The organism is Streptomyces sp. Ag109_O5-1 (assembly GCF_003814875.1).
GTDB classification, from domain to species: Bacteria; Actinomycetota; Actinomycetes; order Streptomycetales; family Streptomycetaceae; genus Streptomyces; species Streptomyces sasae.
In genome coordinates this window covers 8,526,816-8,540,073 of record NZ_RKQF01000001.1, presented here as the reverse complement: position 1 = coordinate 8,540,073, position 13,258 = coordinate 8,526,816, and the positions used below count along the sequence as shown (strand labels likewise).

Sequence of the window (13,258 nt, the reverse complement as noted above, 5' to 3'; positions counted from 1 at the left end):
TCAGGCTCCCGCGGGCATGGCGCTGTTGACGAGGTCGAGGAACGCGCGGGGCGTCCTGCACCGCTCGGCGTCCACCGGCATCGGCACGCCGTGCCGGTTCTCCAGCTCGCCGACGATGCCGAGCAGGCCGAGCGAGTCGACACCGAAGGCGTCGAAGCCGCTGTCGCTCCGCTCCTGCAGATCGGCCGGGGAGACGGTGACGCCGGCGGCCGTCTTCATGAGTGCGGACAGTTCGTCCACGGTGATGCTCATAGGGACTCCTTCTTCGTTCGCTGCCGGTCAGCAGCTGCTTGTTCGCGTCACCCGGCCGCGCCGTGGCGCAGCACGAGTGCCGAGTTCGACCCCATGAGGCCCCGGCTGAGGACCAGCGCCGTGCGTGGTGCGGCGGCGCGGGCGCTGCCGGTCACGAGGTCGAGGTCGTGGCAGATGTCGAAGACACCCGGGGTGGGTGGGATCAGCCCGTGTTCCATGGCGAGCACCGCGGCGGCGGTGTCCAGGACGGGCGCCGCGCAGTAGCCGCGGCCGATCCCGGTCTTGGGCGCGGTGACCGGTACGCGTCTGCCGTGCGCGCCGAGGACGTCGGTGATGGCCAGCGCCTCGGCCCGGTCGGCCTCCGGGACGCCGAGGGCGTCGGCGAAGACCACGTCGATCTCCTCGGGGGCGCACCCGGCCTCGGCGAGGGCGCCCCGGATCGCCTGGGCAAGCCCGGCCCTGGACTCGGCCCAGCGGGAGGCCCCGGTGAAGGTCGACGCATGGCCGTCGAGGGTGGCCCGCACCGGCAGCCCGCGCCGGCGGGCCGAGCCGGTGTCCTCGACGACGAGCATGGCGCCGCCCTCGGCCGGCACGAACCCGCAGGCCTGTTCGGTGAACGGGCGGTAGGCGCGGGCCGGGTCGGTCTCCCGGCTGAGCTCCTCGTAGCCGAGCTGGCAGACCACCGAGTACGGAGCTATCGGCGCCTCGGTGGAGCCGGCCACGATGACGTCCGTGCCCCGGCGCACCGCGCGGGCGGCATGGGCGAGGGCGTCGAGGCCGCCGGCCTCGTCGGCGGCGACCACCGAGCAGGGTCCCTTGAAGCCGCGACGGATGGAGATCTGACCGGTGCTGGCCGCGTAGAACCAGGCGATGGACTGGTAGGGGCCGACGAACCGGCTGCCCTTGCCCCACAGCTGCTGGAGCTCGCGCTGGCCGAACTCGCCGCCGCCGGAGCCGGCCGCGGTGACCACGCCGACGTCGAACGGCGAGCCGTCGGTGTCGGCGCGGCCGAGGCGGGCGTCCTCCAGGGCAAGGTCGGCCGCGGCCATCGCGAAGTGCGTGAAGCGGTCGGTCTGGACGATGAGGCGTTCCTCGACGGCGGCCGCGGGGTCGAAGTCGCGGACCTCTCCGGCCACCTTCATGGGCAGGTGCTCGCAGCCGTCGCGGGTCACCTTGTCGAGGACGTTGCGGCCCTCCTGGACGGATTTCCAGAAGGTCTCGGTGCTGGTTCCGTTGGGCGCCACGACACCGATGCCGGTGACAGCCGCCCGCCGAGAATGGGGTTCGCTCATCGTGTCCTTCCTCTCGGCCGGGTCAGGATCACCGCGGACTGGAAGCCCCCGAACCCGCTGCCCACGGACAGGACACCGCTCAGGGGCCGTTCGCGGGCGACGCGCGGCACGTAGTCGAGGTCGCACTCGGGGTCGGGGGTCTCGTAGTTCGCGGTGGGCGGGACGACCTGGTGGGCCAGGGCGAGCACACAGGCCACGACCTCGATCGCGCCGATGGCGCCGAGCGAGTGGCCCACCATGGACTTGATGGAGCTCATGGGCGTGCGGTACGCGTGCTGTCCGAGCGCCTTCTTGACGGCGGCGGTCTCGTGGCGGTCGTTCTGCCGGGTGCCGGAGCCGTGCGCGTTGACGTAGTCGATGGCGGTGGGGTCGAGGCGGGCGTGGTTCAGGGCGGTCTCGATGGCCCGGGCCATCTCCAGGCCCTCGCTGGTGAGACCGGTCATGTGGTAGGCGTTGCCGAAGGTGGCGTAGCCGTCGAGGAGGCAGTAGATGTGCGCGCCGCGGGCCTTGGCGTGCTCCTCCTCCTCCAGGACGAGCACCGCGCCGCCCTCGCCCATGACGAACCCGTCGCGACGGTTGTCGAAGGGGCGGGAGGCGTGCTCGGGGTCGTCGTTGTTCGGTGAGGTGGCCTTGATCGCGTCGAAGCAGGCCATGGTGATCGGTGAGATCGGGGAGTCCGAGGCACCGGCGATGCAGATGTCGGCGCGGCCCTCCTGGACGGTGTGGAAGGCGTAGCCGACGGCGTCCAGGCCCGAGGTGCAGCCGGTGGAGACGGTCTGCACCGGACCCTGGGCGCCGAATCGTTCCGCCACCGCGGAGGCCAGGGTGCTCGGGGAGAACGCCCGGTGCAGCTGGGGCTGCGCCTGCCGGTGGTCCACGTCCCAGCGCTGACCCGCGCCGCTCACCAGGACGTAGTCGTGCTCCAGTCGGGTGGTGCCACCGACCGCCGTACCCAGGGAGACCCCGATCCGCCAGGGGTCCTCCCGGCCCAGGTCGAGACCGGAGTCCCGGACCGCCTCGTCGCCGGCGACCAGGGCGAACTGTATGTAACGGTCCGCCCGTTCGATCTCCTCAGGGTCCAGGCCGTGCGCCGCCGGGTCGAAGTCGCACTCGGCGGCGATCCGTGACCTGAGTCCGGAGGGGTCGAAGAAGGTGATGCCGCGCGTCGCGGTCCGGCCCGAGGCGAGCAGATCCCAGAACGCCGGTACGCCCACACCCCCCGGAGCCACGATGCCTATGCCCGTAACCGCCACGCGCCGGGTCACGACCGGACCTGCCCCACGGCGACGGCTTCCGTCTCTTCCGTGTCGACGTGGCCCAGGGCCGGGCGGGGGGCGAGCGGGCCGAGGTGGAAGACGATCCGGGCCTCGACATTGCCCACGTTGCGGAAGCGGTGCTTCATGTTCATGGGGATCATCAGGCCCTGCTCGGGCCGCAGCGGGTGCGGCTCGCCGTCCAGGTCGACCTCCATGTCGCCGCAGACGACGTACACGAACTCCTCGGAGTACGGGTGGTAGTGCTCGGCGATGCGGTCGCCCGGCTGCACGATGGCCACACCCATGAAACCGCTGGTGGAGCCCACCGTGGCGGGGGTGAGCATGGCGCGCAGATCGCCGCCACGCCGCGTGTTGGGCTCGACCTCGCTGAGGTCCACGATCTTCGGAATGGGCTTCATCACGTACTCCTCCGTGAATGTGATGCCGTGGTCTGATGCGACGGTGGTGAGGGGGTCAGGCGTCCGGCGAGCGGCGGTCGGTGATCAGCTGCATCCGCACCGCGTCGCCGTCCAGCAGGGCGGTCAGGGCTTGAGCCGGGGTGACGTCCACGGCCTCGCCGGGCCGGTGCTCGACCAGTCGTACGACGACGTCGTCACGCTGGAAGACCGTGCTGTGCAGCACCGGGCTCGCCGGGTCCTCGACGGCGGTCTCGTCGTGCTGCGCGAGCAGTTCCGCGAGCCGCATCCCGCAGCCGGGGCGGGCCGGGTAGTACAGCGCGTGGCGCTCGCCCTCGGCGAGCTCGTCGACGCTGACGTGGTGGACGGCCGGCAGCGCCGCCCGGGTGAAGAACACCCGCGCGGATTCCTGGTCGTTGAGGTCGCGTTCCTGCTCCAGGTAGGGGTTGATCGCCTCCTCGACGGCCCGTACCTCGGGCTGCCGGGCGACATGGCGCAGGGCGGCCATCAGTTCACCGCGTACCTCAATGGCCCGCACGACCCGGTTGCCGTGCATGAAAAGGGAGGTGCGGATCAGCCGGGTGGTGTCATCGACGATCGCCTTGGGCGAGGCGTAGTCCGCGAGGATCTTCGCGACCTTGGCCTCGCTGCCCGGCCGGACGGTGAAGGTGAGCGCGTGCCGGATCACTCCGTCGCCCATCCGAGGCTCGGCCTGCAGGACGCGCACGGAGTCCGCCGCCGGGCCGCGGGTCTCGCGGACGACGTGGAAGCGCAGCGAACGGGTGTCGCGGACGCAGTTGTGCAGCGGCTTCACCATCTGCACGTGCTCCTCGCTGTTCACCCAGGCGAGGAACGGCGGGGCGCTCTCCCACTCGCTGGTGATCAGCCACTGCGAGGGGTTCTCGATCGACTGGCAGAGCTGGTCGCTGACGTGGCCGGGCACCTGGGCGACCTGGTTGCACAGCTGCTCGTAGGCCTCCAGGAACTGCTGCTGTGCGCCGTCGTAGACGTCCACCAGCAGGACGACCCGGAGCCGGGAGCCGTCGAAGACGGACTGCGAGACCCGCTTGGACACCGGGCGGGTCGTTCGGGTCGGGGAAACCTTTTCCGAGATCGTCGTCATGCTTCGCACATCTCCTTCGCGGGGGCAGCGGCCTGCGCCTTCACCGATGACGCGGCGTCAGCGCTTTTTGATCCTGTGCCGGTCCTTCGAAGTGCGCGACTCGCGTGAACCAGGTGGGTGATTGAGCGCGCGGAACCCCTGCCGAAGGGGCCTGGAAGGGGCATGGAAGTTGCGACGCACCTGACGGACCACCACCCGCCTCTGGAGTGCCCGATGCACCGGAAAACCGATCACCAGGTCCCCGTCCTCGTCGTGGGCGGCTCCCTCGTGGGCCTGTCCATGTCCCTCTTCCTGGGCCGACTGGGCGTACGGCACATGCTCGTCGAGAGACACTCCGGGACCTCGGTCCATCCACGGGGCCGGGGCAACAACGTGCGCACGATGGAGCTGTTCCGGAAGGCCGGCATCGAGGCCGACATCAAGTCCGCGGCCTCGCTCCTCGCGGACAACCACGGCATCCTGCAGACCCCGACGCTGGTCGGCGACGCCGGCGAATGGCTGTTCAAGGAGATCGACCCGGGCGGCGGACTCGCGAGGTTCAGCCCGACGGGCTGGTGCCTGTGCAGCCAGAACGACCTCGAACCGGTACTCCGCCGGGCGGCCGAATCCCTCACCGGCGAGCTGCGCTACTTCCATGAGATGGAGTCCTTCGAACAGGACCCCGAAGGAGTGACGGCGTATGTCCGCGACCGTGACTCCGACCGGATGTACACCGTCCGCGCGGACTACCTGGTCGCCGCCGACGGCCCGCGCAGCCCGGTCCGCGGCCGGCTGGGCATCGGCCAGACGGGCCCGGGCGACCTGTTCGCCAACGTCAGCATCACCTTCCGCTCCAAGCTGCTCCAGAACACGGTCGGGGACCGCCGCTTCATCTGCTGCTATCTCACCGACCCCGAGGCGGACGGCGCCCTCCTCCCCGTCGACAACAAGGAGCGCTGGGTCTTCCACGCGCCCTGGCACCCCGAACGCGGCGAAACCCTCGACGAGTTCACCGAGGAGCGGCTCACCCGGCACATCCGCCGCGCCGTCGGCGTCCCCGATCTCGACGTCGAGATCACCGGCCGCGCGTCCTGGCGGGCGGCCGAGCGGGTCGCCGAGCGGTACTCGGACCGGCGGGTCTTCCTCGCCGGGGACTCCGCGCACGAGATGTCCCCGACCGGCGCGTTCGGCTCCAACACCGGCATCCAGGACGCCCACAACCTGGCGTGGAAGCTGGCGGCGGTCCTGGACGGCTGGGCCGGGCCGGGGCTGCTGCAGTCCTACGACGCCGAGCGCCGCCCGGTCGCCCTCGCCACCAGCGCCCGCGCGTCCGCCCGCTCGGTGGAACACAGCCACCCCGGCTTCGCCCCGGCCCCCGGCATCGGCGCCGGCAAGCGCGGCGGCATCCTCAACATCGTCCTCGGCTACCGGTACCCGAGGGGGGCGGTACTGGGCGCGGACGTCGGCCAGCCGGTCGTACCCGACGGGATGAACCTGACGGGCCGGCCGGGCAGCAGGGCGCCGCACCTGTGGCTGCGCCGGGCGGACGAACGCGTCTCCACGCTCGACCTGTACGAGCGCGCCCTGGTCCTGCTCAGCGCCCCGGGTTCGCCCTGGCACATGGCGGCCCGCCGGATCGCGGACACCGAACGGGTACGACTGGACGCGTACGGGATCGGCACGGCCGGGTCAGGGGCCGATCTTGTGTACGACACGGAGGGCGACGACTGGGCGACGGCACACGGCACGACGGCGGACGGCGCGGTGCTGGTACGTCCGGACGGATTCGTGGCCTGGCGCGCGGAGGGCCCGGCGGAAGGCGACGCGGAGGCGGAGGTGAGGGAGGTATTGGGCCAGGTACTGCGAACCAGGTGAGCGAGGGTGGGGCTACGGCGCCCCGTAAGGGGCGCTGGGGGTACCCCCGGCCGAAGGCTGGGGAGGAACTGCGCGACCAGCCCCCACCGGCCCGCGGCCGCCGACGAAACGGAACTCCGCAGTCGACCGGGCGGCCAAACCCCCCGCGCCTCAGATACGGACCTCCACGGTCCGCGCCAGCCGGTCGTGCAGCCCCCTGCCGTCCCGGTCCCAGATCAGCGCCGGAATCGCGAGGCACAACAGAACCGTGCGGGCCAGCACGCGCAGCGGCTGCACCCGCCCCGTCCCGACGCCGACCACCCGCAGCCCGAACAGCCGCTTGCCCGGCGTGAAGCCGACCGTGCCCACCGTGAGGACGCCCAGGACGAAGAAGATGAGCAGGGCCCAGTTGCCGGTCGAAGCCGGGTTGTAGCCATGAGTGATCAGGCCGTATGCGATCAACTCACACAGCGCCCAGTCCACGGCCAGCGCCCCGAGCCGCCTGCCGGGGCGGGCGATGGAGCCCGGTCCCTGTTCCGGCAGACCGAGCTGCTCGCCCCGGTAGCCGAACTCCGCGCCCGCCTCTTCCATGGCCGCGCGGGGCCCGGAGAGCCACGATCCGATTGCTTGCCTGTTGTCCACCCGTCAACGGTACTGCCCCGGTATCCACCCGGGGTTCGGCGGGGTGTCCCGGGGCTACCGCGGAAGCGAACCCGGTTAACTTCGGCGAAACAAATGGGTCACGCCCGAGAAATCACCCGTCCCTAGGGTCGAGGACAGCGTGTGCCACCGCACTGGCCGCACGAACGAACTACCACCCCGGCACGGGAACGGCCGGGAGTAGGAGGAGCTGGATGTTCCAGAACGCCGACGAGGCCAAGAAGTTCATCGCGGACGAGGACGTCAAGTTCATCGACGTCCGTTTCTGCGACCTGCCGGGCGTCATGCAGCACTTCACGCTGCCCGTCGAGGCGTTCGACCCGGACGAGGAGCTCGCGTTCGACGGTTCGTCGATCCGTGGTTTCCAGGCGATCCACGAGTCCGACATGGCGCTGCGCGCGGACCTGTCGACCGCCCGGGTGGACTCGTTCCGCCGGGACAAGACGCTCAACATCAACTTCTTCATCCACGACCCGATCACCGGCGAGCAGTACAGCCGTGACCCGCGCAACGTGGCGAAGAAGGCCGAGGCCTACCTCGCGTCGACCGGTATCGCGGACACCGCGTACTTCGGCCCCGAGGCCGAGTTCTACGTCTTCGACAGCGTCCGTTTCGCCACCTCGGCGAACGAGAGCTTCTACCACATCGACTCCGAGGCGGGTGCCTGGAACACCGGTGCCCTCGAGGACAACCGTGGTTACAAGGTCCGCTACAAGGGCGGCTACTTCCCGGTCCCGCCGGTCGACCACTTCGCCGACCTGCGCGCCGAGATCTCCCTGGAGCTGGCCAAGTCCGGCCTCCAGGTCGAGCGCCAGCACCACGAGGTGGGCACCGCCGGCCAGGCGGAGATCAACTACAAGTTCAACACGCTGCTCGCCGCCGCGGACGACCTTCAGCTCTTCAAGTACATCGTGAAGAACGTGGCCTGGCGCAACGGCAAGACCGCGACCTTCATGCCGAAGCCGATCTTCGGTGACAACGGCTCGGGCATGCACGTCCACCAGTCCCTGTGGGCCGGCGGCTCCCCGCTCTTCTACGACGAGGCCGGTTACGCGGGCCTGTCGGACACCGCCCGCTACTATATCGGCGGCATCCTCAAGCACGCCCCGTCGCTGCTCGCCTTCACCAACCCGACGGTGAACTCGTACCACCGTCTGGTCCCGGGCTTCGAGGCCCCGATCAACCTGGTGTACTCGCAGCGCAACCGCTCGGCCGCGATGCGTATCCCGATCACGGGTTCGAACCCGAAGGCCAAGCGTGTCGAGTTCCGCGCGCCTGACTCCTCCGGCAACCCGTACCTGGCCTTCTCGGCCCTGCTGCTCGCGGGCCTGGACGGCATCAAGAACAAGATCGAGCCGGCCGAGCCGATCGACAAGGACCTCTACGAGCTGGCTCCCGAGGAGCACGCGAACGTCGCCCAGGTCCCGACCTCGCTCCCGGCCGTCCTGGACTCCCTGGAGCGCGACCACGAGTTCCTGCTCGCCGGTGACGTCTTCACGCCCGACCTGATCGAGACGTGGATCGACTTCAAGCGCACCAACGAGATCGCCCCGCTGCAGCTGCGTCCGCACCCGCACGAGTTCGAGCTGTACTTCGACGTGTGATCGACGCCTCTCCGGCTCCCGGCGCCCCCGTTCCTGTTTCTCAGGGCGGGGGCGCCGTCGTATCGTGCCTGGGTACTGGCGTTCGAAACGGGGGCACGGAATGTCGGAACAGGACGACGAGGAGCGGGAGTTCGATCTGCGCTGGGCCGACCAGGCCGAGCACAGGGAGCCGTCCGCGCGGGCACGGATGCTCGCGGCACGCTGGAAGGAGAACCCGCCGGACCCGGTGCCGTTCCGGGCGGATCCCGGTCCGGTGGCGCCACGGCGGTCGTCGTGGCTGTCGACGGCGCTGGTGCTGGGGTGCGTGGCGGCGGTGATCCTGCTGCTGGGGTACATACAGACGCGGTCGCCGTACTAGGCGGGGCAGAAGTCGCCGTATCAGGCATACAAGAGGGGGACCCGGGCTCACAGGGACCTTTTGCCGCCACTAGGGACGTTCGGAACCTCCTCATGGGTCCGCACAGGTGCACACTGGACAGCGGGACGAGTGCCTGACTGCGGGGTGAGGCAAGATGCAGAGCCGCTTCCGGAGCGACCGACGGCTGACCGTACGGATGACGATCACGCTGTTCCTGCTCGGGTTGTTGTACGTCGGATTCGTTGCCGCGTTGATCGTGCTGCTGAAGTCGTGGCTGCTGGTCGTGGTGCTGGTCGGCGCGATGTTTGTGGCGCAGTTCTGGTTCTCCGACCGGATAGCGATGTTCGCCATGCGCGGGCGGGTCGTGGAGCGGGAGGAGTATCCCGAGCTGCATGCGGTGGTGGACCGGCTGTGTGCCATCGCCGACATGCCGAAGCCGGTGGTGGCCGTGTCGGACATGGACATGCCGAACGCGTTCGCGACCGGGCGGAATCCCGACCATGCGGTGGTGTGTGTGACCACCGGGCTGCTGCGGCGGCTGGAGCCCGCCGAGCTGGAGGGTGTGCTCGCGCACGAGCTGTCGCACGTGGCCCACAAGGACGTCGCCGTGATCACGATCGCGTCCTTCCTGGGCGTGATCGCCGGGCTGATCGTGCGGTTCGCCTTCTACTCGCAGCTCTTCGGCGGAGGCAGGCGGGACCAGAACACGGCCGCCGTGTTCGCCGCCGTCATCGGGGTCTCCGCGGCCGTGTACGCGATCAGCTTCCTGCTGATCAGGGCGCTGAGCCGGTACCGGGAGCTGGCCGCCGACCGGGCGGCTGCCCAGCTGACCGGCCGGCCTTCCGCGCTGGCGTCGGCGCTGACCAAGGTCTCCGGCGACATCGCCCGGATCCCCACCAAGGACCTGCGCACCGCCCAGGCCTTCAACGCCTTCTACTTCACCCCGGCGGCCGGCAAGGAGCCCGGCCTGGAGCGCTTCTTCTCCACCCACCCGCCCCTGGAGCAGCGCCTTGAGCAGCTGGGCCGGATCTCGGCGGAGCTGGGCGAGGCGGCGACGCCCGGGAAGGCCGGGTGAGCATGGGGTTCCTGGACATCCTGCTCGGCCGTACGAAGCCCGTCGCACCCGACCTCGACCAGTTGTTCGCGCTGCCGTCCGCGGCGCTGACCCTGGAGGCCGCTGCCGGGTTCACCCCGACCGGCGGGGGCGCGGTGTGCTTCGCCACGGTGGAGGGCTCGGCCTTCGAGCAGACGCACCGGGAGGTCCAGGCGCTCCTGGACGCGGACGCGGACCGCAGCGGGCCGCCGGTGGAGCTGCACCAGGACGAGTACGGATACTCCTGGCTGGTCTCCCGGCGCACCCCCGACCAGCTTCCGCAGCTGGTCAACGACCTGCACGCGGTGAACAGCTCGATGGAGGTCAACGGCTTCGGCCCGCAGCTGCTCTGCTCCCTGGCCGCGTTCGAGGACGAGCGCGGGCGCGGGCTCGCGCTCGTCTATCTCTACAAGCGGGGCACCTTCTACCCCTTCGCACCGCTGCCCGGGTCGGGGCAGCGGCGGGACAGCGCACTGGAGCTGCAGGTGAAGGCGGCACTCGCGAACGACCTGAGGATCGAGCAGGACCTCAGCCGCTGGTTCCCGGTGTGGGGCGCCCCCGGCCTGTGACCGGCGGCCTCCGACCGGCCGGCAGCACCTGCCTGCTTCCCCTTCTACTTCCCCTTCTCGTTCTGCTGGCGCCGGGACTCCAGGGGGCGCTCGCGACGGTAGCGGCGCTCCCACTTGGCCTGCTGGTCACGGCGGTCGCGGTAGGTCTTGTAGTCGCCGGCCATGCCCCCTCCGCCGCCGGACGAACCGCCCGACGAGGAGGCCGACGACGAGCCCCGTCCGTACTGGACGTACAGGAAGAGCAGGGCGACGGCGGCGAGCCACCAGTTGTGGTTGCCGAATCCGAGGATGACGAGGACGACTGTTCCGGATAGGACGATGGTGCCCATGACGGGCCTCCGTGGCGTGGGTGTGTGAGCGGTCGACGGATCCGACGGCACGCGGGGGACGGGCGGCCGTCCGTCGGTGCGTAGCAGAGTAGCCCCGAGTCACCGGGGCGCGGCCGCCTCTGCGGAAAGCAGTGGTGGACGACTCCGCAACGCGTGTCCAGCGTAGGGAGACGGTCACTCGGCGTGCATCTCGTTTTCGGGAGGCCCCTGTGGCCGTCAGGACGCCCTCGGCACCCGCTCCCACTTCACCCGGTTCGAACTGCCGCACTCGGGGCACCGGTTGGGGCTGTGGCTCCGCGACCACCGGGAGGACCGACGGGAGTTCGCCGCCCTCCTGCTGGAACCGCGCGGCTGACTCAGACCCCCGGCAGTGCCGTCAGGACGCCCGCCGTGACGGCCGTGTGGAGGGCGGCGTGGTCGGTGGCGGTCTGGTCGGCGTAGGCGAGCGCGAAGTCGGTGACCGCGCGGTCGAAGGAGTCGGTGCCGCCCAGGTAGGCGGCGATGGCGATGCGGTCACCGGAGCGGGCATGGCCGCGGGCGAGGGTCGTACCGCACAGCTCGGCGTAGACGCTCAGGCCCTTGGCGTCCATGGCGGCGGCCTCCAGGGAGCCCTTCATGTCCCGCAGCTGGCGCCAGTAGTAGGCGCGGCCCTGGGGGCCGGTCATCCAGCCGAGGAAGATGTCCCCGGTGGCCTGCAGCAGCCGCTGCCCGGCGACGACCCGGTGGCCCGGGTGGGCGTACGGCCCGCTGGGCAGGTACTGCTCCAGTACGGCCGTCCGGGCCTCCTTGATCTGCAGGAACAGCGGGTCGTCGTCGTCCCGGCCGGTGAGCAGCACGATGAAGCAGCGGGTGCCGACGCTGCCGACGCCGACGACCTTCCGGGCGGCGTCGACGAAGCGGTAGCGGTCGAGCAGGAGCCGGCGTTCCTCGGCGAGGGTGGAGCGGTAGTCGCTGAAGATCTTGCGCAGCGAGGCCATGTCGGGGGCACCGGCGGCTTCGAGGAGCGGCGGGTCCACGACGATACGGCGCCGGCCGTCGGCCACCTCGGTGAGCTTGCCGAGCGCGTGCAGGCTGGTGCGGCGCCGGGCCCGGGTGAGGGTGTCCTCGATCCGGTGCCGGCGGTGCGCGGAGCCGACCAGGGACAGCAGACTGCCGGCGTCGACCCGCTCGTACCAGACGGCGAGTTCCCCGAGCCTCGCCAGCCGCCGCATGCCGGTCCGGTACCCGGCCACGGCCGCGCGGGTCGCGGCCCGGGCCTCCGCATCGCTGTGCCCGTTCTCCCGGGCGGCGACGGCGACCGAGGCGGCGAGCCGTTTGACGTCCCACTCGAAGGGGCCGGGGAACGTCTCGTCGAAGTCGTTCAGGTCGAAGACCAGGATCCGCTCCGGGGAGGCGTACAGCCCGAAGTTCTGCAGATGGGCGTCGCCGCACAGCTGCACGGTGAGCCCGGTGTGCGGCCGGGCGGCGAGGTCGGCGGCCATCACGGCGGCGGCGCCGCGCAGGAACGCGAAGGGCGAGGCGGCCATCCGCCCGTACCGGATGGGCAGTAGCTCGGGCACCCGGTCACGCCCCTGCCGCTCCAGCACGGCGACGGGGTCGGGCCGGTCCACGGGCGGCAGCCAGAGGGCGTGCGCGGAGCGGGGGGCACGCTTACGGGCAGCCTTGCCACGGGCGGCACGCTCGGCGGGCGTGGTCATACGTCACTCCCCTCGCTCGGCTGCCCCCTCCTTGACCTGCTGTTCGCAGTGAACGGGAGACCGAGGGGCACACGCATGCCGAGCCCGCCAATCGAGTGACGATGCCCGCAGCGTCCCGTCAGGGGCGCGGGGAACAGCCCCCACCGGCCCGCAGCCGACACTCAAGGCCACCGACGCGGGGGCCTGGGGGCGGCAGCCCCCAGGCAAAAAGCACCGGGCACCGCAAAACACACGGCACCCGGCACCACGGCTCACCGCGAATATCGCATCAGCGCCCGCACCATGTGACACGTCGTGTCCGACGGCGGGTGGATCCCGACGCTCTCCGCCGCGCTCCGTATCGTCTCGTTGCGCGCCTGGTTCGGCAGGTAGACGCCGGAGTCGAGCAGGGCGATGGCGAGGCGCATGGCCTTGAGGCGGCGGTTGTGCATGACGTACCACTCGCGGGGCCGCCCGGCCGGCAGCGGGCGCTTCTCCACCGGCGCGTAGGGCGAGTCGAGCAGGACGGCACGCTTGGCGGTGGACTGGGTCGGCAACGGCTTCGACTTCGGCTTCAGTGCGGCAGCGGGCAAGACATCCTCCTGTCGCGGTCGGAGCGCCCCCGGAAACCCCGGCGACCCTCTCGAACACTGCTTCCAGTGTACCGGCTGCCACTGACATCGAGACAGCTCGAAACGGCACCGAACTCCCCAGGTGGGAAAGGGTATTTCAGGTGTGACGTGATGGACCGGAGAGGTCTCCACGACACTCCCCGGAAATCGAACAGACCAGACCCG

General features: G+C 70.7%; 14 protein-coding genes. 5 read left to right on the top strand and 9 right to left on the bottom strand.

What is annotated here, in order from left to right; translation table 11 throughout:
- Genes EDD90_RS38815 through EDD90_RS38795 form a run of 5 tightly spaced genes read right to left on the bottom strand, consistent with a single transcriptional unit; the run spans position 1 to position 4,339 of the window.
- Positions 1–252, bottom strand: coding sequence for an acyl carrier protein (locus tag EDD90_RS38815; protein ID WP_123977772.1), 252 nt, complete (start codon positions 250–252; stop codon positions 1–3).
- 47 nt (positions 253–299) lie between these two features.
- Positions 300–1,544, bottom strand: coding sequence for a ketosynthase chain-length factor (locus EDD90_RS38810; RefSeq protein WP_123977771.1), 1,245 nt, complete (start codon positions 1,542–1,544; stop codon positions 300–302).
- Positions 1,541–2,809 (bottom strand): beta-ketoacyl synthase, encoded by a 1,269-nt coding sequence (locus EDD90_RS38805; protein WP_123977770.1) that lies wholly within the window; start codon positions 2,807–2,809, stop codon positions 1,541–1,543. The genes EDD90_RS38810 and EDD90_RS38805 overlap by 4 nt, the downstream gene beginning before the upstream one ends.
- Positions 2,806–3,219, bottom strand: a complete 414-nt coding sequence (locus tag EDD90_RS38800) for a cupin domain-containing protein (RefSeq protein ID WP_123977769.1) — start codon at positions 3,217–3,219, stop codon at positions 2,806–2,808. The genes EDD90_RS38805 and EDD90_RS38800 overlap by 4 nt, the downstream gene beginning before the upstream one ends.
- A gap of 55 nt (positions 3,220–3,274) precedes the next feature.
- Entirely contained in the window at positions 3,275–4,339 is a 1,065-nt protein-coding gene (locus EDD90_RS38795; protein WP_123977768.1) for a SchA/CurD-like domain-containing protein, read from the bottom strand.
- A 213-nt stretch (positions 4,340–4,552) separates the two neighbouring features.
- Between EDD90_RS38795 and EDD90_RS38790 the strand changes: the two genes are divergently transcribed.
- Positions 4,553–6,193: an FAD-dependent monooxygenase gene (locus EDD90_RS38790; RefSeq protein WP_123977767.1), complete on the top strand. Its 1,641-nt coding sequence runs from the start codon at positions 4,553–4,555 to the stop codon at positions 6,191–6,193.
- Between the two features lie 150 nt (positions 6,194–6,343).
- Here the strand turns inward: EDD90_RS38790 and EDD90_RS38785 are convergent, their stop codons facing one another.
- The gene (locus EDD90_RS38785; protein WP_123977766.1) at positions 6,344–6,814 is read right to left on the bottom strand and encodes an RDD family protein; all 471 of its coding nucleotides are present in this window, start codon (positions 6,812–6,814) and stop codon (positions 6,344–6,346) included.
- A gap of 212 nt (positions 6,815–7,026) precedes the next feature.
- Between EDD90_RS38785 and glnA the strand changes: the two genes are divergently transcribed.
- The 4 genes from glnA (at position 7,027) to EDD90_RS38765 (ending at position 10,456) form a co-directional block, all read left to right on the top strand.
- Positions 7,027–8,436: a type I glutamate--ammonia ligase gene (gene glnA, locus EDD90_RS38780; RefSeq protein WP_123977765.1), complete on the top strand. Its 1,410-nt coding sequence runs from the start codon at positions 7,027–7,029 to the stop codon at positions 8,434–8,436.
- A 100-nt stretch (positions 8,437–8,536) separates the two neighbouring features.
- Positions 8,537–8,794 (top strand): hypothetical protein, encoded by a 258-nt coding sequence (locus EDD90_RS38775; RefSeq protein ID WP_123977764.1) that lies wholly within the window; start codon positions 8,537–8,539, stop codon positions 8,792–8,794.
- A 154-nt stretch (positions 8,795–8,948) separates the two neighbouring features.
- Complete coding sequence (gene htpX, locus EDD90_RS38770; RefSeq protein WP_123977763.1) at positions 8,949–9,869, top strand: zinc metalloprotease HtpX; 921 nt, start codon at positions 8,949–8,951, stop codon at positions 9,867–9,869.
- Between the two features lie 2 nt (positions 9,870–9,871).
- Complete coding sequence (locus tag EDD90_RS38765; RefSeq protein ID WP_123982094.1) at positions 9,872–10,456, top strand: PspA-associated protein PspAB; 585 nt, start codon at positions 9,872–9,874, stop codon at positions 10,454–10,456.
- A gap of 44 nt (positions 10,457–10,500) precedes the next feature.
- Here EDD90_RS38765 and EDD90_RS38760 read toward each other — a convergent pair whose 3' ends face one another.
- The 3 genes from EDD90_RS38760 to EDD90_RS38750 all read right to left on the bottom strand — a co-directional run bounded on the left by EDD90_RS38760 (position 10,501) and on the right by EDD90_RS38750 (position 13,054).
- The gene (locus tag EDD90_RS38760; protein ID WP_123977762.1) at positions 10,501–10,785 is read right to left on the bottom strand and encodes a hypothetical protein; all 285 of its coding nucleotides are present in this window, start codon (positions 10,783–10,785) and stop codon (positions 10,501–10,503) included.
- A gap of 356 nt (positions 10,786–11,141) precedes the next feature.
- Entirely contained in the window at positions 11,142–12,482 is a 1,341-nt protein-coding gene (locus EDD90_RS38755) for a DUF2252 domain-containing protein (RefSeq protein WP_123977761.1), read from the bottom strand.
- A 251-nt stretch (positions 12,483–12,733) separates the two neighbouring features.
- Complete coding sequence (locus EDD90_RS38750; RefSeq protein ID WP_123977760.1) at positions 12,734–13,054, bottom strand: hypothetical protein; 321 nt, start codon at positions 13,052–13,054, stop codon at positions 12,734–12,736.
- Positions 13,055–13,258: the final 204 nt, after the last annotated feature.

Coding starts and splice junctions, on each gene's coding strand:
- EDD90_RS38815 (WP_123977772.1), bottom strand. CDS start 252: ATGAGCATCACCGTGGACGAACTGTCCGCACTCATGAAGACGGCCGCC.
- EDD90_RS38810 (WP_123977771.1), bottom strand. CDS start 1,544: ATGAGCGAACCCCATTCTCGGCGGGCGGCTGTCACCGGCATCGGTGTC.
- EDD90_RS38800 (WP_123977769.1), bottom strand. CDS start 3,219: ATGAAGCCCATTCCGAAGATCGTGGACCTCAGCGAGGTCGAGCCCAAC.
- EDD90_RS38795 (WP_123977768.1), bottom strand. CDS start 4,339: ATGACGACGATCTCGGAAAAGGTTTCCCCGACCCGAACGACCCGCCCG.
- EDD90_RS38790 (WP_123977767.1), top strand. CDS start 4,553: ATGCACCGGAAAACCGATCACCAGGTCCCCGTCCTCGTCGTGGGCGGC.
- glnA (WP_123977765.1), top strand. CDS start 7,027: ATGTTCCAGAACGCCGACGAGGCCAAGAAGTTCATCGCGGACGAGGAC.
- EDD90_RS38775 (WP_123977764.1), top strand. CDS start 8,537: ATGTCGGAACAGGACGACGAGGAGCGGGAGTTCGATCTGCGCTGGGCC.
- htpX (WP_123977763.1), top strand. CDS start 8,949: ATGCAGAGCCGCTTCCGGAGCGACCGACGGCTGACCGTACGGATGACG.
- EDD90_RS38765 (WP_123982094.1), top strand. CDS start 9,872: ATGGGGTTCCTGGACATCCTGCTCGGCCGTACGAAGCCCGTCGCACCC.
- EDD90_RS38760 (WP_123977762.1), bottom strand. CDS start 10,785: ATGGGCACCATCGTCCTATCCGGAACAGTCGTCCTCGTCATCCTCGGA.
- EDD90_RS38755 (WP_123977761.1), bottom strand. CDS start 12,482: ATGACCACGCCCGCCGAGCGTGCCGCCCGTGGCAAGGCTGCCCGTAAG.